Source organism: Streptomyces sp. NPDC040589, assembly GCF_055594445.1.
The window spans coordinates 525,654-543,689 of record NZ_JBVIWP010000005.1 but is presented as its reverse complement, the minus strand read 5'-3'; the positions used below and the strand labels follow the sequence as shown (position 1 = coordinate 543,689).

Genomic DNA, 18,036 nt, shown 5'->3' with positions numbered 1-18,036 from the left:
GGCCGCCAACCCCGACCCGGTGCACACGGCACGGAAGTTGGCGGCCTCGGGCGCGGACGTCCTCGCGCTGTCGGCCTGACGCGCCTCAGCCGGCGGCCTTGCCGATGATGCGAGCCATCTCCTCCTGGCCAAAGGCCCGCAGGGTCGTGGTGCGGACGTTGCCCACCCCGCCGAGCTGCAGGAGAGCCGCGGTGGCGGTCTCGTCGTCGGGCGCTTCGACAACGGCCATGAGGTCGTACGGGCCGACGGTCCAGTAGAGGGTCAGAAGCTTTGCCCCAAGCTTCTGGACCCCCGCGGCGAAGGCCTCGGCACGCTTCGCGGTGTCCTTGTAGTTCCGGATCCCCTGATCGGTCCAGTTCAGCAACGTGACATACGTCGGCATGATCTTTTCACCTTCGTGAGGGAACACATCGCGTGACCAATTCTGGACAGACGCCATGAAACATGCCCAATATGCGCACCCGAAATGGGTAATACGAGCGTGACCCCCCTCGTTCAGGTGATTTTAGTCAAGTAAGCCACGTCGCTGGACTTACTATCCCGTCTCGTGACAGACAGGCAGACCCGGAGCACGGCCGACGTGGTCATCCTCGGGGCCGGACCGGCCGGGCTCGTGCTCGGGAATCTTCTTCAGGAGCGGGGGGTCGACTGCGTCGTCCTGGAGCGTGCCGAGCGCGCGTACGTCCAGACTCGGGCGCGCGCCGGGTTTCTGGCGGCCAATACCGTGCGGATCCTGGAGCGGCACGGGCTGGCCGAGGGGCTGCGGCGGCGGGGGCGGGCGCACAGTGTGTGTGAGTTCCGCAGCGCTGACGGCCGGTTCCGGCTGGATTACGGGGGGCTCGGGCGTGGGGAGCGGCATACCGTCTATCCCCAGCAGCAGCTCGTCACCGATCTGTTGACGCGGTTTCTCGCCTCCGGCGGGCGGGTCGATTTCGGCACCGAGGCGCTCGCCGTCCTCGACGCCGGCACCGATCGGCCCTCGGTGACCGTGCGCGAGGCGGACGGGCGGCCCGGCCGATGGCGGGCGCGGTACGTGGCCGGGTGTGACGGGCGGTACGGCGCGGCCCGGCGGTCGCTGCCCGACGGCTCGGTGCGCCGGTACCACTGCGACCACGGCGTGACCTGGCTCGGGCTGCTCGCCGAGGCGCCGCCCAGTCTCGACGCCGTCGGGTACGCCGTGCACGAGCGGGGGTTCGCCGGGCACATGGCGCGGACCAGTGAGGTCACCCGTTACTACCTGCAGTGCGAGCGCGGCACCCCGGCCGACGCCTGGTCCGAGGAGCGGATCTGGGACGAGCTGGAGCTGCGGATGCGGGGGGCGGAGTACGGTCCGCTGCGGCGGGGCCGTGTCGCGCAGCGGGGCGTCGTCGACCTGGAGTCCGATGTGCTCGAACCGCTGCGTCACGGTTCGCTGTTCCTCGCCGGCGACGCCGCCGGCCTCGTCAGCCCGTGCGCGGCCAAGGGCGCCAATCTCGCGGTCCTGGCAGCGGAGATCCTCGCCGACGCCTTGGCCGACGACCTCGTCCACGGCGACTCCGACGGGCTCGACGCCTATTCAGCGCGGTGCCTGGCGTACATCTGGCGTGCGCAGGAGTTCTCGCACTGGATGGTCCGGTTGCTGCACGGCCCGTCCGGCTCGGACGGCACGTCGCTGTTCCACGACTCCCTGCGGCGCTCCCGCATCACTTCGCTGCGTACGTCGCGCAGCCACCAGGACTGGTTCGCCGAGCACTACGTCGGCGTATGAGGTCCGGGCTTTCCGCGTTCCCCTCCCTTCCCCTCGTCATCCCAGATCTGAATGAGGATCCCCGCAATGATCACGACGTTGTCGGGCGACACGTCCCGCCTGCTCGCGACGGTCGACTTCGTCAAGGAGCAGGACACCGCCGCCCTGCTCCCGCTCCTGTTCCCCGGGCTCGACGGTCCGGAGCTGCGGACTCTCGTCGAGCACTGCCGCTTCTCCCATGCCGCGCTGCTCGTCTTCCCGTCGGACGAGGCGGAGTTGCGCGCCATGCTGAGCGACTACGGGCTCGTCGCAGGCCTGCCGCCGCAGCCGAGTGTGGTCGTACGCGAGCGGCTGGCCGTGCGACATCGGCGGCCGGCGGCCGAGCTCGACGTGGGCATCCTGCGCCCCGCGGTGGTCGGGGCGGACGGGGAGCACCGTACGGTCGAGGTGTTCGCGCTGACCGTGCCGCCGGGATCGGGGCTGGACGAGATCGCCGCGCACGAGCGGGAGCGGCAGCACGAGGCACACGTCGCCTTCGACGTCGTGGCGCCCGATCCGCTGGTGCTGCGCGGCCTCGTCTCGACCTTCGCGCGCTACGGAGCCGTCCCGGACGGCGGCGGCTACAACCCGCACGAGGACGGGACGGTCTTCTACTTCGGCGCGGCCGCCGAGTCCAAGGCCGCCGGGTACAGGCGTGTGGAGCTGTACGTCCCCGGCGACCACCGTGACGTGCTCGCCTCCCACCTCGACGAGCATCGCGCCCGGCAGCCCGCCGAAACGCTCCTGCGGCTGCTGACCGGGGCGTGGACGACACAAGCACTGGCCGTGTTCGCTCAGCTCCGGGTGCCCGACGCCATGGATGCCATGAATGCCATGGATGGGGACGGCGATCGCGGGGTCGGCGTCGAGGAACTGGCGCGGGCTGTCGGAGCGCGGCCGGGGAATCTGGCTACGCTGCTGCGCTATCTCGCGATGCTGGGCGCGGTGGAGGAATGCCGCGACGGTTTCCGGCTCACCGAGCTGGGCGCACTGCTGCGGGCCGGTGCCCCGGGGTCGATGCGGGCGCTGGCGCTGATGTACGGCGGCCCGTTCTACGAGTCCTTCGCCGGGCTCGGGCACACCGTACGCACGGGAGAGGTCGCCTTCGAGCACGTCTTCGGCGAGAACCACTTCGACCATTTCGCCCGCGACCCGCACCTCGCGGAACTCTTCGACCAGTCCATGGCCGCCGGATCCGCCATGTTCGCCCCGGTCCCCACCCATCCGGCGCTCACGGCCGCGGCCGAGGCACCCGAGGGGGGCACGGTCGTCGATGTCGCGGGTGGCAACGGGGAACTGCTCGGGCGCATCCTCGCCGCGCACCCGCGTCTGAACGCGGTGCTGCTGGAGCGTCCACACGCCGTGGAAGCCGCCCGCCGCCTGCTGGAGGAGGCCGGTCACGGCACGCGGTGCGACTTCCTGGCCGGCGACTTCGCGGACGTGCCCGCGGGCGGGGACGTCTACGTCCTGTCCCGCGTCCTGCACGACTGGGACGACGAGCGCTGCCGCGAGATCCTGCGCCACTGCGCCCGCGCGATGCCCGAGCACGCCGATCTGCTCGTCGTCGAGCGCGTGCTGCCCTCCGACGGCTCGGTCTCGCTGGCGACCGCCTGGGATGTCCACATGATGTGCAACGTCGGCGGGCGCGAACGGCAGGCCGGGCACTACGGCAGGCTGTTCGCCGACGCCGGCCTCGCACTGGTGGACCGGACGCCGCTGCCCCTGGACGGCAACGTGCTGCACGTCAGGAAGGCCCGGCCGATCTCGGCGTGACGGAAGGAGCGTCAGCCGATGGGTGCCGGCATCGGCTGGACGTCGTAGTCGAGGCGGATCGTGTCTCCGGTGGCGGGGTCGGACAGTTCCACGCTCCAGCCCTCGGCGAACTGGTCGACGCCCGGGGTCATGGGGATGGTGCCGGAGATCAGGACGGTGCCGGGCTTGAGCGCGTCGCGCGAGCGCAGGACGTCGACCCAGTAGGCGGGGGCGAGGAGTTCGGCGAGGGTGCCGTGCTGGATCTGCGTCGAGGTGCCGCCGTGGGTGACCCAGGCGCGCAGGGTGAGGTCGTCGAGGCGGGACTCCACGTCGGCCAGGCGCCAGGCGCGGCGGGCCAGGACGTCGGGTCCTGCGTTCTTGCTCCAGGCCACGCCGTGCACCTCCAGGTCGCGGTCGGTGTGGTCGCAGGCGGCGGTCAGCAGCAGTTCCCCGCCGTCCGCCACGACGAGCGCCCACTCCGCCTCGCCGGAGGTGTGCCCGTGCTGGGCGTGGACCCGGTCGGTCTGCTGGGCGAGGTAGGGGGAGACGGGGTAGAGGGCGGGCGTCACGGACGGGCCGGGCACGCCCAGCTCGGCGAGCTCCGCGACGTGTGCGGCGACGTCCTCCTGGCTGCGTCCGGCGTACCCGGCGTTGAGGACCTGGACGACGTCGACCTCGCGCGTCGATCCGTCGGGCAGTTCGAAGGTCAGCACGGCCATGAGGGCACTCCCAGGGATCTTGGAACGGTCTGCGGATCCTGATTTCTCCGCGGTTAACTTCTGGCGCAGGGGTTGCGCATACGACCTGTATACAAGAAGTATGCCGGAAGGTCGATGTCCCCGAGCAAGGATGGGCACCATGCAAGACACCCCGAAGAGCGACGCCGGGGCCGCGGAGAAGCACTCCGGCGTCCGCCGGGCCTTCGTCGCGAGCCTGACCGGCACGGCGCTGGAGTGGTACGACTTCGCCGTCTACTCCGCCGCGGCCGCCCTGGTCTTCGGCGACCTGTTCTTCCCCTCGGAGGACCCGCTCACCGGCACGCTCCTGGCCTTCTCCACCTATGCGGTCGGCTATGTGTCGCGCCCGCTGGGCGGCTTCGTCTTCGGCCGCCTCGGTGATGTGATCGGCCGCAAGAAGGTGCTGATCGCCACACTGGTCCTGATCGGCGCGGCGACGTTCCTGATCGGCGTCCTGCCCACGTACGCGACGGCCGGCGTGGCCGCCCCGATCGCCCTGGTCGTGCTGCGCTTCGCGCAGGGCGTCGGCGTCGGCGGCGAGTGGGGCGGCGCCGTACTGTTGTCCAGCGAGTTCGGGGACCCACGCCGCCGCGGCTTCTACGCCTCGGCCGCCCAGGTCGGCCCGCCCGCCGGAAACCTGCTGGCCAACGGCGTCCTGGCCGCCCTCGGCGCGCTGCTGACCGAGGCGCAGTTCGAGTCGTGGGGCTGGCGCGTGGCGTTCCTGTTCTCCGGCGTCCTCGTCGGGTTCGGGCTGTGGATCCGGGCGAAACTGGAGGAGACCCCGGTGTTCAAGGCGATGGAGGCCGAGCACTCCCGGCCGGAGGCGCCGATCCGCGAGGTGTTCACCACCCAGCCCCGGGCCCTGCTGGCCTCCATCCTGTGCCGCGTCGGCCCCGACGTGCTGTACGCCATGTTCACCGTCTTCGTCCTCACGTACGCCACCGAGGAACTCGGCATGTCACGCGGCTCCGCCCTCGCGGCCGTGCTCATCGGCTCCTCGGTCCAGGTCTTCCTCATGCCGCTGGCCGGCGCCCTCTCCGACCGGGTCAACCGCCGGCTGCTGTACGGCGGTGCCGCGGTGGCCGCCGGGGTGTGGCCGTTCGTGTTCTTCCCGATGACCGGCGGCGGCACCTGGCTGCCGCTCGCCACGGGGGTCGTCGTGGGCCTGGTGATCCACTGTTGTCTGTACGGCCCGCAGGCCGCCTTCATCACCGAGCAGTTCGAGCCCCGGCTGCGCTCCACCGGCTCGTCCCTGGCCTACACCCTGGCCGGGATCATCGGCGGCGCCGTCGCCCCGCTGCTCTTCACCAGCCTGCTGAGCGCCTACGGCACCTGGGCGCCGCTGGCCGTGTACATCGCCCTCGCCTCGGCCGTCTCCCTCGTCGGCGTCTGGCTGGGGCGCGACCCGGAAGCCGCCGTAGACGAGGACGCCGCCCTCGCCGCGCCGAAGGCGGACACCGCCCCTACCCGCCCCTGAGGAGGACGCACCGTGCGCATCGCCCTGAGCCAGCTCACCACCGGCCCCGACCCCGAGAAGAACCTCCTGCTCGTCGAGGAATGGACACGGCGCGCGGCGCACGCCGGAGCCCGCGTCGTCGTCTTCCCGGAGGCGTCGATGGCCTGCTTCGGCACCCCGCTGACACCGCTCGCCGAGCCCCTGGACGGACCGTGGGCCGACGGCGTGCGGCGGATCGCCCGCGACACCGGCACGGTCGTCGTGGCCGGCATGTTCACCCCGGCGACCGGGGGCCGGGTGGCCAACACCCTGCTCGCCACCGGGCCCGGGGTCGAGGCGTCGTACGACAAGATCCACCTCTACGACGCGTTCGGCTTCCGTGAGTCCGACACCGTCGCCGCGGGCTCGGCCACGACGGTCATCGACGTGGACGGCGTACGGCTGGGCCTTGCCACCTGCTACGACGTCCGCTTCCCGGAGCTGTTCCGGGCACACGCCGACGCCGGCGCCGTCGCCACGCTGCTGGCCGCCTCCTGGGGCGCGGGGCCGGGCAAGCCGGCGCAGTGGGAGCTGCTGGTGCGGGCTCGCGCGCTGGACGCGACCGTGTGGCTCGCCGCCGTCGACCAGGCCGATCCGGGCGCAGGTACCGGCACAGGCACCGGCACCGGCACAGGCACCGGCGCGGGTTCCGCCCCGACGGGCATCGGGCACAGTCTCCTCGCCGGACCCGACGGGACCGTACGGCACGCGCTTGGCGCCGAGCCCGAGCTGATGGTGGCGGACCTGGACGTCGACGAGGTCGCCGCGGTGCGGCAGCGGATCTCCGTCCTGGCCAACAGGCGCCCGGAGGTGTGGCGATGAGCAAGCCCGAGCTGGAGTTCCATCTCCCCGACGGACCGTGGCGGACCCCGGCCGGCGCCGGCCCGGGCGTCGAGGAGCGCGTGCTGGCCGAGGACCCCGAGCGCGGATCCCGTACGGCGCTCGTCCGCTGGGCGCCGGGCAGCGACACCTCGGCGGACGGCGTGGCCCGCCACGACTTCTGGGAGGAGGTCTACCTCGTCGAGGGAGCGCTGCACGACCTGACGCTCGGCCGGACCTTCACCGCCGGCATGTACGCCTGCCGCCCGCCCGGGATGCCGCACGGGCCGTGGACGTCCCCGGACGGGGTCACCATGCTGGTGATCACCTACCCGGACTCCCCCTAATCCCGCCTGCCCCGCGACGCCTGGCACGCACTCCGGGCGGACGCCGGGACTTCGCGGACACGCCCCTAGCCCGCGAGCAGTACCTTCAGCGTCGACTCCAGGTGGTGGTCGATGGCGGCACAGGCGGCCTGCGCGTCGCCGGCCTCCAGGGCGTCGAGGATCGCCTCGTGTTCCCCCAGCACCGCTTCCTGGCGTCCCTGCTGGTTGAAGAGGGCGACGACTCCGGTACGGACCTGGCGGCTGCGCAGGCCCTCGTAGTGCCGGTCGAGGAGGGCGTTGCCGACGGCGGACACCAGGGCCGCGTGGAAGCAGTGGTCCACGGCGATGAACTCCCGGGCCTGGTCGGCACCGGTGAGCTCGCGCTGCCGCTCCAGCAGGGACCGCAGCTCCGCCACCGGCGCTCCCCCACCGGAGACGAGTTCCTGCGCGGCGTACCGCTCGACGATGCCCCGCAGCTCCATGAGCTCGCGGATCTCCCGCCCTGTCAGGGGGGACACCCGGGCGCCCCGCTTCGGCACCAGCTCGACCAGGTCCTCGGCCGCGAGCTGCAGCAGCGCTTCGCGGATGGGCGTACGGGAGACGCCGATACGGTCCGCGAGCTCCTGCTCCGACAGAAAGGCGCCCTGCATCCCGGGATCCGTCAGCACCGTGTCCTTGAGATACGCGTACGCCTTCTCCCGACCGGACGTCACGGCAGCCCCCAGCTCTCGCATACACCTTGTATACGGACGCTACCATGCGGCTTCCGCGGGGGCCTCCGGCGACGGAAGGTGTCCGCGACGACGATGATCACGTGGCAGTTCCGGAGGCCGTCTCAGGGCGGACCCCGGCGGCGACCGCGTCACGGACCTCGGTCCTGGACGGCGTACGACCCGATCCTGCGGTTCGTGGACCTTCGTGCGCCGCCCCGATGCGACAAGCCCACAGGCGACATGCCCGGGCCTTGCCGTACGCCCCGCCGTGCCGGGCCGAACTCCTCTTCTTCATGCGGGACTTCAGAGGCGATGCGCGTTCCTCACCCGCCGGCTGATGGGCGTCCGCTGTGTACGTGCGGCATGAAGCGGTTGACGTAACTCCGCTTCTCCTCACAGCGGGAGGTTCTGGCGAGTCACGGGCAACTCGCCCGCACAATCCGCCGTTCGAGGGACCGTTGGCCTTGACCGGGGTGCTCAACGGACGTCCTGGTGACGGAGGGGCCACTATGAGTGCAAGCAGCAACGAGGACCAGGAGGTACCGCAATGATTGTGGCTCCAACTCGCTCTGTACTGTCCATCGCTCGCCCGAGGAACTGGGCGGCCCTGCTCATCGTCATCGTGATCGTCTACGCGCCGGCGGCGCAGATCCAGGACATCCTGACCAGCCTGATCGCTCTGTCGGGAGTGCTCGTCTCGGGCTCGGCCGTGCGTGCCATGGCAGAGCGGCAGCGGCATACGGCCGTCTGAGGACGGACCGGGCTCGATTCTCCGCCGGCTCCAAGGGCCGGACCATCCAGTGGTCCGGCCCTTGGAGCGTCAGGGTGAGCGGGGGCCGGCGAGAGGGGGAGCGCAATTTGTTTGCGCTCCCCCGGAGTTGTCCCTGGTTCTCAGCTCGAGAAGGGGACGGCGTCGGCGGCGGACGTGTGCCAGCTGGAGACGATCGGCTTGTCGACGACGAACGAACCGACCTTCAGGGACTCCGGGTTCGGGTCGTCGTTGGAGACGGAGACGATGAGGCTGTCCAGCTCCTTGCCGCCGTCCTCCTTGGTGGTCTTCGGGTTGACGCCGGCGTAGGCGGTGACCCCGGCGCGCAGCGTGATCGGCTGACCGGCCGACTGCTCCGCCGGCTCGGCCTGCGTACCGTCCGAGCCGAAGGCCACGACCGGCAGCTCGGCGGGCAGGATGCAGGTGATGCCGGACTTGGCCGTGGCCTTGATCAGGAAGTAGCCGCCGGCCTGGTCCTCGGAGCTCACGCTCCAGGAGATGTCGTTGGTGCCGCAGCTCTGCCCGTAGCCCTTCTTGTCTCCGGACGCGTCGCCGCCGGACGCGTCGCCGCCGCCCGTACCGGACTTGTCCGACGAGCCACCGCCGGCGCCGCCGCCGGAGGCCTTCGAGGTGCCGGAACCGCCGCTGTCGCTGCCGCCCTCGCCGCCGTCGGCCGCCGTCGGGCTCGACTGGCTGGAGGATGCCGCCGAGGAGTCCGACGCCGACGACTCGTCACCGCCCCCACACGCAGTCATCAGCAGGCCCGAGCCGATCACGGCGGTGACGGCGAGGGCGGTGCGCAGACGACGGTTCATCGCGGAATTCCTCCAAGGAACGACAAATGCGGGACACCAAGTGATCGGTACCGCGCGTTTACGATCATCAAGACGGGCGCTTCCGGGTTCCGGTTCACGCCGTCTCACGTCCCGGACGTCACCGTCACGTGCCTGTGACACAGCCTCAGATGTGGCGCCGTGGGGACTCCGGCTCGCTCAGTTCGGCGGTGAACTGGGCGCCGGCCAGCAGTGCCAGGTTGGACAGCCACAGCCAGACGAGGAAGACCACGACGCCGGCGAGGGAGCCGTAGAGCCTGCTGTAGGTGCTCAGTGCGGAGGTGTAGAGGGCGAAGCCCGCGGAGACGGTGAGCCACAGGGCGGCGGCGAGGGCTCCGCCGGGGAGGCTGTGGCCGCGGGTGCGGGCCGCCCTGGGGCCGGTGTGGAAGACGATGACGACCAGCAGGGCCACCACGCACAGCAGGAGGGGCCAGCGCAGCAGGCTCCAGGTCCACGCGGCCATCGTGCCGAGGCCGAGGTAACGGCCGATGCTCTCGGCGGCAGGGCCGCTCAGCAGCAGGACGAGGGAACCGACGACGAGCAGACCGAGCAGGGCGAGCGCGGTGAGCAGGATGCGGTGGGCCTTGCGCCAGGGCGAGCGGCTGTCGGCCTCCCGGTGCATACGGTGCAGGGCCCGGCGGAAGACGGCGAGATAGCTGGAGGCGGACCACAGCGCGCTCACGATGCCGCCGCACAGCAGGGTCCACACGGCCGAACCGTCGTGCAGCGTCCGGGACAGCACGTCGTGCAGGGGGGCACCCGACTGGCCGGGCGCGTAGGCGGTGACGTGCGCGATGAAGGCCTCGGCCGTGCCCGGGCTGATCAGGCCGAACGCGATGACCGTGACGAGCAGGGCGGGCAGCACGGCCAGGATGGCGTAGTAGGTGAGGGCGGCGGCGAAGTCCGACACGTCGTCGCGCCACATCGACACCGGGGTGCGGCGCAGGGCGGCGGCCCAGGGCCTTGCGAACCGGGCGCCCGGACGCGGGGCGGTGCCGGCGGGCGGGCGGTGGGCTGCCGGGGAGTGTGGTTCAGCTGACATGGGGCCTGCGGTGCGAGAACGTGCTGGGACGGACGTGGGTACGGACACTGTAGGGGGGCAGGGCCGTCTCCATGGGGTGGCGCGTGCGGTGGGGGTGTGGGCAGGACGTCGGTGAGGGGCGGCGTCCGGCTGGACCCCTACCCCCTACCCCCGGACGCATGTGCGGAAGCGTCCGTCGTACCGACGCCCTGCCGCTGATCCCGGGGATACGGGGCCGGGCTCCGTGGGGACCGCGAGGGCTGCGGAGGCCGGGGCCGGCAGGACGACGGCCGCAGGAGAGGCGACCACATCCCGTCCGCGCGCCCGCTCAGGACCGGCCCAGCACACCGGCCCCGGCGGACGCGACGGCGACAGCGGACGCCGCGATCACGAACCGCGACGGTCCCATGACGGACCCCAGGACGTCCCGGGGCTCTCGCCGGGGGGCGGGCCGGCAGTGGCTTCGCCAGAGGGCGGGCCAGCTGCGGCGTCGCCGGACGACGGGTTCGCTGCGGCTTCGCCGGACGACGGGTCGGCAGTAGCTTCGCCGGACTGCGGGCCGGCAGTAGCTTCGCCGGACTGCGGGCCAGCTGCGGCGCCGCCGGACGACGGGTTCGCTGCGGCGCCGCCGGACGACCGGCCGGCAGTAGCTTCACCGGACGGCGGGCCAGCTGCGGCATCGCCGGACGACGGGTTCGCTGCGGCGCCGCCGGACGACCGGCCGGCAGTAGCTTCGCCAGACGACGGGCCAGCTGCGGCATCGCCGAACGACGGGTTCGCTGCGGCGCCGCCGGACGACCGGCCGGCAGTAGCTTCACCGGACGGCGGGCCGGCAGCGGCGTCGCCAGAGGGCGGGCCAGCAGCGGCGTCGCCGAACGACGGGCTCGCTGCGGCGCCGCCGGACGACCGGCCGGCAGCGGCGTCGCCGGACGGCGGGCCAGCAGCGGCGTCGCCGAACGACGGGCTCGCTGCGGCTTCACCGGACGGCGGGCCAGCAGCGGCGTCGCCAGAGGGCGGGCCAGCTGCGGCGTCGCCGGAGGGCGGGCCAGACGCGGCACCACCCGACGAGGAGCTCGACGCGACACCACCGCGCGGCGGGCTCGACGCGGCACCACCGGACGGCCGGCCAGACAGCGGGCCGCTGAGCGCGCCGAGCGCCGGCCGCAGCGGGCCGCGGGAGGTGCGCGGTTTCTTCTCGTCCTGGGTCACGTGAGGAATCCGGCCCTGGAAGCGGGGCGGATTGGTCGGGCCGCTCGTTCGGATGAAGTCGTCGTTCCGACCCGTCCGCAGCCGGTTCCGCTACGGATTCCACGGTCACCCCGGCATCCGGACGGCGTCCGCGCCCGGAAGTACTTGGTAGCGGCCCGGTCCAATCCGCTCGCGCGGCGGCTCCGGATCACGCGCGAGACCCAGGTCCGTGTCCAGGTCCGACCAGGAGGAGAGGCGATGTCACAGGTGCCGGGAAACGCCGCACGGGAGCGGCGCCGCACGGCCGTGATCGGCAGCGGGGTGGCGGGCCTCACGGCCGCGTACGTGCTCGCCCGCGCGCATCACGTCACGCTGTTCGAGGCCGACGACCGGCTCGGCGGGCACGCCCATACCCACGAGCTGGACTCGTCCGGCGGCGCGACGTACCGCGTCGACTCCGGCTTCATCGTGCACAACCGCCGCACCTACCCGAACCTCCTGCGCCTCTTCGGCGAACTCGGCGTCGCCACGCAGGGGTCGGAGATGAGCATGTCGGTGCGGTGCGAGGGCTGCGGCCTGGAGTACGCCGGTGCCCGTGGCCCCGCCGGGCTGTTCGCCCGGCCCCGCGACGCCCTGCGCGGGGCCTATCTGCGGATGCTCACCGAGGTGCCCGCCTTCCACCGGGCCGCACGGCGGCACCTCGCGCGAGGGGCGGAGCAGGCCCTCACCCTCGGGGAGTTCCTGGACCACGAGGGCTTCTCGCCCTACTTCCGCACCCACTTCATGACCCCGCTCGTGTCGGCGGTGTGGTCCTGCGACGCCGGCATCGCGCAGCGCTATCCGGCCGCCTACCTGTTCCGCTTCCTGGAGCGCCACGGCCTGCTGTCGGTCAGCGGGTCTCCGACGTGGCGCACGGTCACCGGCGGCTCACGCGCGTATGTGGAGCGGGTGGCGGCCCGGCTGGACGAGGTGTGCCTCGCGGCTCCGGTCCGGGCCCTGCGGCGGCATCCCGACGGCGTCAGCCTCACCACGGCCGACGGCACCGCACGGTCGTACGACTCGGTGGTCCTCGCGACCCACCCCGACCAGGCCCTGCGGCTGCTGGCCGATGCCACGCCGGAGGAGAAGGAGGTGCTCGGGGCCTTCCGGTACTCCCGCAACACCACGCTCCTGCACACCGACACCCGACTGCTGCCGCGTGCGCGCGGGGCGCGGGCGTCGTGGAACTACCTGATGCCGTCGTGCGAGGCGGGCGCCGACCGGGTGCGGGTCAGCTACGACATGAACCGGCTGCAGCGGCTCGACGCCACCGAGACGTTCGTCGTCACCCTCGGCGGCGAGGACCGTGTCGACCCTGACCTGGTGCGCGCCCGCATGGTCTATGAACACCCCGTCTACACCCCGGAGTCGGTGTCCGCCCAGCAGCGGCTGCCCGAACTGGCCGGCCCCGTCACGGCGTTCGCGGGCGCCTACCACGGCTGGGGTTTCCACGAGGACGGCTGCCGCTCCGGGGTGGCGGCCGCCGCGGCACTGGGGGTGCGCTGGTGACGACTCCCGCACTCGTACCCGTACCGGTGTCAGCCCCCGCCCTCTACCGCTGCGTGATCGCCCACGTGCGCACCGCGCCCCTGCGGTACGCGCTGCGCCACCGCACCTACATGTGGCTCGTCGACCCCGACCGGCTTCCCCAACTCACGTACGCACTGCGCCCGTTGGCGCGTTTCGAGCCGCGCGACCACTTCTCCGGCGAGCACCCCTCCATCCGCGCGGGACTGGACGCCTTCCTGGCCGGCCACGGGGTGGACCTGGACGGCGGCGCGGTCGTGATGCTCACGCACGCGCGGGTGTTCGGATACGTCTTCAACCCGCTCACCGTCTACTGGTGCCACGGCCCCGACGGCACCGTGCGCTGTGTGGTCGCCGAGGTCCACAACACCTACGGCGAACGCCACTGCTATCTGCTGCGGCCCGACGCCTCGGGGACGGCGGAGGTGGGCAAGGAGTTCTACGTCTCGCCGTTCTTCCCCGTCGACGGCCGCTACCGCATGCGCCTGCCCGCTCCCGGGGAGCGGCTCGACCTCACCGTGCACCTGGAGCGGGAGGGCGGCAGGCCGTTCACCGCGACCGTGCGCGGGGCGCGTCACGACGTCCGTGCGGGAACGCTGCTGCGGCTGGCCCTGCGCCGGCCCTGGTCCACGCTCGCCGTGTCCGCGGCCATCCGTCTGCACGGCATCCGTCTGTATCTGCGCGGGCTGCCCGTCCGGCCCCGGCCCGACCATCAGAACAGGGAGAACTCCGCATGACGACAGCCGAGCTCCGACCCGGCGGCACGGGGCGGACCGCGACCGCCGCGCCCCCCGTGGCCGTGGACGCGGCCCGCTGGCCCGACGTGGCCCGGCCGCCCAAGGCCTCCCGGGCACGGACCGCGATCACGGCAGCCGTCGTACGCCATGCCCTGCGGGACCTGCCGCTGCACGTCCGTTTCCCCGACGGCACCTCGCTCGGGAAGGGCGGCCCCGCGCTGGACCTCCACGACCCGCGGGCGTTCCACGCCCGTGTGGGCAGCCAGGGCCTGGTCGGCTTCGGCGAGTCGTACATGGCCGGGGAGTGGGACGCGCCCGACCTGGTCGCCGCCCTCACCGTGCTCGCGGCGGACCTGGCCGAGCTGGTTCCCGCACCGCTGCAGCGGCTGCGCGGACTCTGGGCGCCGCGCCGGCCGGACGCCCAGCGCAACACCGCCGGCGGCTCGCGCACCAACATCAGCCGCCACTACGACCTGTCCAACGACCTGTTCGCGCTGTTCCTCGACGACACCCTCAGCTACTCCTCGGCCCTCTTCCGCGGCTTCCCCGCCGGCTGGGAGCTGCTCGCCGCCGCCCAGCACCGCAAGATCGACCGGCTGCTGGATCTCGCCGAGGTGCGGGAGGGCACCCGGGTGCTGGAGATCGGCACCGGGTGGGGCGAACTGGCCATCCGCGCCGCCGCGCGCGGCGCGCACGTCACCTCGCTGACGCTCTCCCGGGAACAGGCCGCCCTGGCCCGCGAGCGCGTCGCGGCGGCCGGTCTCGCCGAGCGGGTCTCGGTGGAGCTGTGCGACTACCGCGAGGCACGCGGCACCTACGACGCCGTCCTGAGCGTGGAGATGGTCGAGGCGGTGGGCGCGGAGTTCTGGCCCGTCTACTTCCGCGGCCTCGACGAACGGCTGGCCCCGGGCGGACGCGCCGCACTCCAGGCCATCACCATGCCCCACGAGCGGATGCTCGCCAGCCGGGACACCTTCACCTGGATCTCCAAGTACGTCTTCCCCGGCGGCGTGATCCCCTCCGTCGAGGCCGTCGCCGAGACCGTCCGCGACCACACCCGGCTGAGCGTCACCCGCCGCGACGCCTACGGCGCCCACTACGCCGAGACCCTGCGCCTGTGGCGCGAACGCTTCGCCGGGCGCGCGGACGAGGTCGCCGCCCTTGGCTTCGACGAGACGTTCCAACGCCTGTGGACGTTCTATCTCGCCTACTCCGAGGCCGGATTCCGCTCCGGCTACCTGGACGTGCAGCAGTACCTGCTCACCAAGGAGGCCACGCCCCGATGACTACCGCAGATGGGCTGGACCGGCCGTGAACGGCTTCGCCTGGGCCTCCTTCGCGGCCGGCCTCGCCTGGTCGGCGGGGGCCGCTCTCGCCGTGATGCTGGTGACCTTCGCCGTCGCCGTGCGCAAGGGCCTGCACCGGATCGTCGACGTGGCCTGGGGGCTCGGTTTCACCGCCGTCGCCGCCGTGACCTTCGCGGCGTCGGCGGGCACCGGCGACCCGGGGCGGCGGATCCTGGTCACCGTGCTGACGGCGGTGTGGGGGCTGCGCCTGGCCCGGCACATCGCCCGGCGCGGGCGCGGACACGGCGAGGACCCGCGCTACGAGGAGATGCTGGCCAAGGCGCCCGGCAGCCGGAACCTGTACGCCCTGCGGATCGTGTATCTGCTCCAGGGCGCGCTGGTGTGGCTGGTGTCGCTGCCGGTCCAGGCCGCGCAGTACATCACCGGGCCGATGACGGCGTGGGCCGCTGCGGGCGCCTGTCTGTGGGCGGCCGGCATGTTCTTCGAGGCGGTCGGGGACGCCCAGCTCGCCCGGTTCAAGTCGGATCCGGAGAACAAGGGCCGGATCATGGACCGGGGGCTGTGGCGCTACACCCGCCACCCCAACTACTTCGGGGACTTCTGCGTGTGGTGGGGCCTGTTCCTGATCGCCTGCGACGCGCCCGCCGCGGCGGCGGCCGTTCTGGTGTCGCCGGTGGTGATGAGCCTGCTGCTGACCAAGGGCAGCGGGAAGCGGCTGCTGGAGCGGCACATGGCCGAGCGGCCGGGATATGCCGCGTACGCGGCCCGGACCAGCGGCTTCTTCCCGCTGCCACCCAGGTGAGCGTCGGGCGGGGAAGGCCTGGCGGCTACCGGCGCCGAGGTGGGCCGCTCGGACCCGACCGCCGGCCGGCTACGGATGACCCTTGAAGGGAACTCCCCGGAAGGAGACATGTGAGGAGCGCGGATGACGGTTCACGAGCAGGAGGGCACCCCCGGGGCGCCCGGCGCCACGGCCGCGCTGGTGCCGCGCCGCACCCCTGCCACGACGCGGGCGGCCGTGCTGTTCCTGCACGGCGGCAGATCCGAGGGCCGGGCCCCGTCGCGGCCCTGGCATCTGGCGGCCCTGCGGATGAGGCCATTCGTGCGAGCCGTCGCCGCGGCGCTGCCGGACGACGGGATCTTCCTGGGAGAGGTGCGCTACCGCGTGCGCGGCTGGAACGGCGACGAGGGCGACGCCCTGCGGGACGTCCGGCGGGCGCTCGACGAGCTCGCCCGCCGCGCCGGTGACGTCCCGGTGGTCCTCGTGGGCCACTCGATGGGAGGTCGGGCGGCCCTGCGCGCCGCGGACGCGCCGCAGGTCCGGGCGGTGCTGGCGCTGGCCCCCTGGTGCCCGGACGGCGAGCCGGTGGCCCAGCTGCGGGACAAGGACGTCGTCGTGATCCACGGGGACCGGGACCGCGTCACCGACCCGAGCGCGTCGGTGTCGTTCGTGCGGCGGGCCCGCGCGGCCGGGGCCCGGGCGGACGTCCACCTCGTGCCCGGCGGTGACCACGCGATGCTCCGGGGCGACGCCGACTGGCACCGCCTCGCGGCCTCGACCGCCGTGGGCATGCTCCCGCCCTGACAGATCGCCTCCCCCGAAGGGTGAACGGCCCCGGGCCCCCTCAGGGCCGTCGCCCGGCCTCGCCCCGCTGCTCGTGCCGTCCGAAGCCGTGGATCAGGGCCACCGCCAGCGCGCTGATCAGCAGCAGCGCGCTCATGTACAGGACCACCGGCCAGGGTTCTCCCCCGGCCGCCTCCAGCAGCGCGGCCGCGACGAGGGGTGCGGTGCCGCCCGCCAGCGCCGCCGCCACCTCGCGGCTGAGGGCGACCCCGCTGAACCGGGTCCTGGTCGTGAACAGGTCCGCCAGGAAGCCCGCCTGGGCGCCGAGCTGGGCCCCCAGCAGCAGCCCGCTCAGGCCGAACGCGAACCACACGTACCCGGACTCCTCGGTGTCCAGCAGCCAGAAGAAGGGGAACGCGAACGCCGCCGCGGCCACCATGGCCCAGCCGAGCACGACCCGGCGGCCGACCGCGTCGCCCAGCGCCCCGGCCACCGGCGTCACCGCCGCGCTGCACGCGAAGTAGATCAGCGCCCCGACGAGGGTGACCGTACGGGAGACTTCGAGCTGCTCGGTGAGATAGGCGAGCGCGAACACCACCGGGATGTACGCGGCGACGTTCGGCCCGATACTGCTGACCACCCCGAGGACGAGGGTCCGCGGAGCCCCGCGGGCCAGCTCCACGGCGGGTGCCCGTGCGACTCCCCGCTCCCGCTTGACCTGCTCGAACATCGGGCTCTCGGCCACGCTGACGCGGATGTAGAAGCCGGTCGCCGTGACGAGGAGGGTGACCAGGAAGGGGATGCGCCATCCCCAGTCGAGGAAGTCGTCCGGGGGCAGGGCCGCCACGGCGGCGACGGCCCCGGCCGAGAGCAGCGCGCCGACCGCCGCACCCGCCGGGGGGATGGCGGCGTACCGTCCGCGACGCTCCGGCGTGGCGAACTCGGCCAGGGTGAGGGAGGCGCCCGCGTACTCGGCGCCCGCGCCGAACCCCTGGATCACCCGCAGCACGACCAGCAGCGCGGGAGCCCACGCCCCGGCGGTCTCGTACGTCGGCAGCGCGCCCATCAGGGCGCTGGCCAGGCCGACCGTGACCAACGTGATCACCAGCATCCGCCGGCGGCCCAGCCGGTCCCCGTAGTGCCCGATGACCAGCGCGCCGAGCGGCCGGACGGCGAACCCGACCGCGAATGTGGCGAAGGACGCCAGGGTCGCCGCGACCGGGTCACCGGGCGGGAAGAACAGCCGGTTCAGGACGAGCGCGCTCATGGTGCTGAACAGGATGAAGCCGTACCACTCCAGCGCGGTGCCGATGGTCGTCGCCAGCACCACGCGCGTCAGCATGGACGGTCCTCCACCGGCCATACGCCGCATATACCGCATCCGGCCACTCTGGTCGAGGGTCTCCGCCTGCCCGCCGAACCTCGCCGGTACCGGCGACACACG

General features: G+C 72.8%; 17 protein-coding genes. 11 read left to right on the top strand and 6 right to left on the bottom strand.

The window, feature by feature from the left end:
* Nucleotides 1-85 precede the first annotated feature (85 nt).
* Entirely contained in the window at nt 86-382 is a 297-nt protein-coding gene (locus ACZ58V_RS25265) for a GYD domain-containing protein (protein WP_468192859.1), read from the bottom strand.
* 165 nt (nt 383-547) lie between these two features.
* Between ACZ58V_RS25265 and ACZ58V_RS25260 the strand changes: the two genes are divergently transcribed.
* Nucleotides 548-1,747: a 4-hydroxybenzoate 3-monooxygenase gene (locus ACZ58V_RS25260; protein WP_471292476.1), complete on the top strand. Its 1,200-nt coding sequence runs from the start codon at nt 548-550 to the stop codon at nt 1,745-1,747.
* Between the two features lie 66 nt (nt 1,748-1,813).
* Nucleotides 1,814-3,538, top strand: coding sequence for a methyltransferase (locus ACZ58V_RS25255; protein ID WP_471292473.1), 1,725 nt, complete (start codon nt 1,814-1,816; stop codon nt 3,536-3,538).
* 11 nt (nt 3,539-3,549) lie between these two features.
* Here ACZ58V_RS25255 and ACZ58V_RS25250 read toward each other — a convergent pair whose 3' ends face one another.
* On the bottom strand, nt 3,550-4,236 hold the full coding sequence (locus ACZ58V_RS25250) for a DUF2848 domain-containing protein (protein ID WP_468192863.1): 687 nt from the start codon (nt 4,234-4,236) through the stop codon (nt 3,550-3,552).
* A gap of 139 nt (nt 4,237-4,375) precedes the next feature.
* Between ACZ58V_RS25250 and ACZ58V_RS25245 the strand changes: the two genes are divergently transcribed.
* The 3 genes from ACZ58V_RS25245 to ACZ58V_RS25235 are packed head-to-tail and all read left to right on the top strand — an operon-like array spanning nt 4,376 to nt 6,915.
* A complete protein-coding gene (locus tag ACZ58V_RS25245) occupies nt 4,376-5,731 on the top strand; it encodes an MFS transporter (protein WP_471292470.1) in 1,356 nt (451 codons plus the stop codon).
* Nucleotides 5,732-5,743: 12 nt separating this feature from the next.
* Nucleotides 5,744-6,571, top strand: coding sequence for a carbon-nitrogen hydrolase family protein (locus tag ACZ58V_RS25240; protein WP_471292467.1), 828 nt, complete (start codon nt 5,744-5,746; stop codon nt 6,569-6,571).
* On the top strand, nt 6,568-6,915 hold the full coding sequence (locus ACZ58V_RS25235; RefSeq protein WP_471292465.1) for a cupin domain-containing protein: 348 nt from the start codon (nt 6,568-6,570) through the stop codon (nt 6,913-6,915). The genes ACZ58V_RS25240 and ACZ58V_RS25235 overlap by 4 nt, the downstream gene beginning before the upstream one ends.
* A gap of 65 nt (nt 6,916-6,980) precedes the next feature.
* On the opposite strand, the gene ACZ58V_RS25230 is transcribed toward ACZ58V_RS25235, so the two are convergent.
* Nucleotides 6,981-7,628, bottom strand: coding sequence for a GntR family transcriptional regulator (locus tag ACZ58V_RS25230; protein ID WP_468192870.1), 648 nt, complete (start codon nt 7,626-7,628; stop codon nt 6,981-6,983).
* A 526-nt stretch (nt 7,629-8,154) separates the two neighbouring features.
* Between ACZ58V_RS25230 and ACZ58V_RS25225 the strand changes: the two genes are divergently transcribed.
* Complete coding sequence (locus ACZ58V_RS25225; RefSeq protein ID WP_471292462.1) at nt 8,155-8,358, top strand: hypothetical protein; 204 nt, start codon at nt 8,155-8,157, stop codon at nt 8,356-8,358.
* Between the two features lie 140 nt (nt 8,359-8,498).
* Here the strand turns inward: ACZ58V_RS25225 and ACZ58V_RS25220 are convergent, their stop codons facing one another.
* Together ACZ58V_RS25220 and ACZ58V_RS25215 are read right to left on the bottom strand one after the other, a co-directional pair.
* Complete coding sequence (locus ACZ58V_RS25220; RefSeq protein ID WP_471292460.1) at nt 8,499-9,191, bottom strand: DUF4232 domain-containing protein; 693 nt, start codon at nt 9,189-9,191, stop codon at nt 8,499-8,501.
* A gap of 145 nt (nt 9,192-9,336) precedes the next feature.
* Complete coding sequence (locus tag ACZ58V_RS25215; RefSeq protein WP_471292457.1) at nt 9,337-10,251, bottom strand: YihY/virulence factor BrkB family protein; 915 nt, start codon at nt 10,249-10,251, stop codon at nt 9,337-9,339.
* Nucleotides 10,252-11,676: 1,425 nt separating this feature from the next.
* Here ACZ58V_RS25215 and ACZ58V_RS25210 point away from each other — a divergent pair.
* The 5 genes from ACZ58V_RS25210 to ACZ58V_RS25190 all read left to right on the top strand — a co-directional run bounded on the left by ACZ58V_RS25210 (nt 11,677) and on the right by ACZ58V_RS25190 (nt 16,613).
* Nucleotides 11,677-12,966 (top strand): NAD(P)/FAD-dependent oxidoreductase, encoded by a 1,290-nt coding sequence (locus ACZ58V_RS25210; RefSeq protein ID WP_471292455.1) that lies wholly within the window; start codon nt 11,677-11,679, stop codon nt 12,964-12,966.
* On the top strand, nt 12,963-13,721 hold the full coding sequence (locus ACZ58V_RS25205; protein WP_471292452.1) for a DUF1365 domain-containing protein: 759 nt from the start codon (nt 12,963-12,965) through the stop codon (nt 13,719-13,721). The genes ACZ58V_RS25210 and ACZ58V_RS25205 overlap by 4 nt, the downstream gene beginning before the upstream one ends.
* Nucleotides 13,718-15,007, top strand: coding sequence for a class I SAM-dependent methyltransferase (locus ACZ58V_RS25200; protein WP_471292449.1), 1,290 nt, complete (start codon nt 13,718-13,720; stop codon nt 15,005-15,007). The genes ACZ58V_RS25205 and ACZ58V_RS25200 overlap by 4 nt, the downstream gene beginning before the upstream one ends.
* Nucleotides 15,008-15,032: 25 nt before the next feature.
* Nucleotides 15,033-15,830: a DUF1295 domain-containing protein gene (locus ACZ58V_RS25195; protein ID WP_471292446.1), complete on the top strand. Its 798-nt coding sequence runs from the start codon at nt 15,033-15,035 to the stop codon at nt 15,828-15,830.
* A 123-nt stretch (nt 15,831-15,953) separates the two neighbouring features.
* The gene (locus ACZ58V_RS25190; protein WP_471292443.1) at nt 15,954-16,613 is read left to right on the top strand and encodes an alpha/beta hydrolase; all 660 of its coding nucleotides are present in this window, start codon (nt 15,954-15,956) and stop codon (nt 16,611-16,613) included.
* Nucleotides 16,614-16,653: 40 nt separating this feature from the next.
* On the opposite strand, the gene ACZ58V_RS25185 is transcribed toward ACZ58V_RS25190, so the two are convergent.
* Nucleotides 16,654-17,934, bottom strand: coding sequence for an MFS transporter (locus tag ACZ58V_RS25185; protein WP_468192880.1), 1,281 nt, complete (start codon nt 17,932-17,934; stop codon nt 16,654-16,656).
* Nucleotides 17,935-18,036 lie beyond the last annotated feature (102 nt).

Excerpts from the sequence above, each read along its gene's own strand:
- ACZ58V_RS25235 (WP_471292465.1), top strand. The coding sequence starts at position 6,568 with ATGAGCAAGCCCGAGCTGGAGTTCCATCTCCCCGACGGACCGTGGCGG.
- ACZ58V_RS25230 (WP_468192870.1), bottom strand. The coding sequence starts at position 7,628 with ATGCGAGAGCTGGGGGCTGCCGTGACGTCCGGTCGGGAGAAGGCGTAC.
- ACZ58V_RS25220 (WP_471292460.1), bottom strand. The coding sequence starts at position 9,191 with ATGAACCGTCGTCTGCGCACCGCCCTCGCCGTCACCGCCGTGATCGGC.
- ACZ58V_RS25265 (WP_468192859.1), bottom strand. The coding sequence starts at position 382 with ATGCCGACGTATGTCACGTTGCTGAACTGGACCGATCAGGGGATCCGG.
- ACZ58V_RS25225 (WP_471292462.1), top strand. The coding sequence starts at position 8,155 with ATGATTGTGGCTCCAACTCGCTCTGTACTGTCCATCGCTCGCCCGAGG.
- ACZ58V_RS25215 (WP_471292457.1), bottom strand. The coding sequence starts at position 10,251 with ATGTCAGCTGAACCACACTCCCCGGCAGCCCACCGCCCGCCCGCCGGC.
- ACZ58V_RS25200 (WP_471292449.1), top strand. The coding sequence starts at position 13,718 with ATGACGACAGCCGAGCTCCGACCCGGCGGCACGGGGCGGACCGCGACC.
- ACZ58V_RS25245 (WP_471292470.1), top strand. The coding sequence starts at position 4,376 with ATGCAAGACACCCCGAAGAGCGACGCCGGGGCCGCGGAGAAGCACTCC.
- ACZ58V_RS25185 (WP_468192880.1), bottom strand. The coding sequence starts at position 17,934 with ATGCTGACGCGCGTGGTGCTGGCGACGACCATCGGCACCGCGCTGGAG.
- ACZ58V_RS25250 (WP_468192863.1), bottom strand. The coding sequence starts at position 4,236 with ATGGCCGTGCTGACCTTCGAACTGCCCGACGGATCGACGCGCGAGGTC.
- ACZ58V_RS25255 (WP_471292473.1), top strand. The coding sequence starts at position 1,814 with ATGATCACGACGTTGTCGGGCGACACGTCCCGCCTGCTCGCGACGGTC.
- ACZ58V_RS25190 (WP_471292443.1), top strand. The coding sequence starts at position 15,954 with ATGACGGTTCACGAGCAGGAGGGCACCCCCGGGGCGCCCGGCGCCACG.
- ACZ58V_RS25210 (WP_471292455.1), top strand. The coding sequence starts at position 11,677 with ATGTCACAGGTGCCGGGAAACGCCGCACGGGAGCGGCGCCGCACGGCC.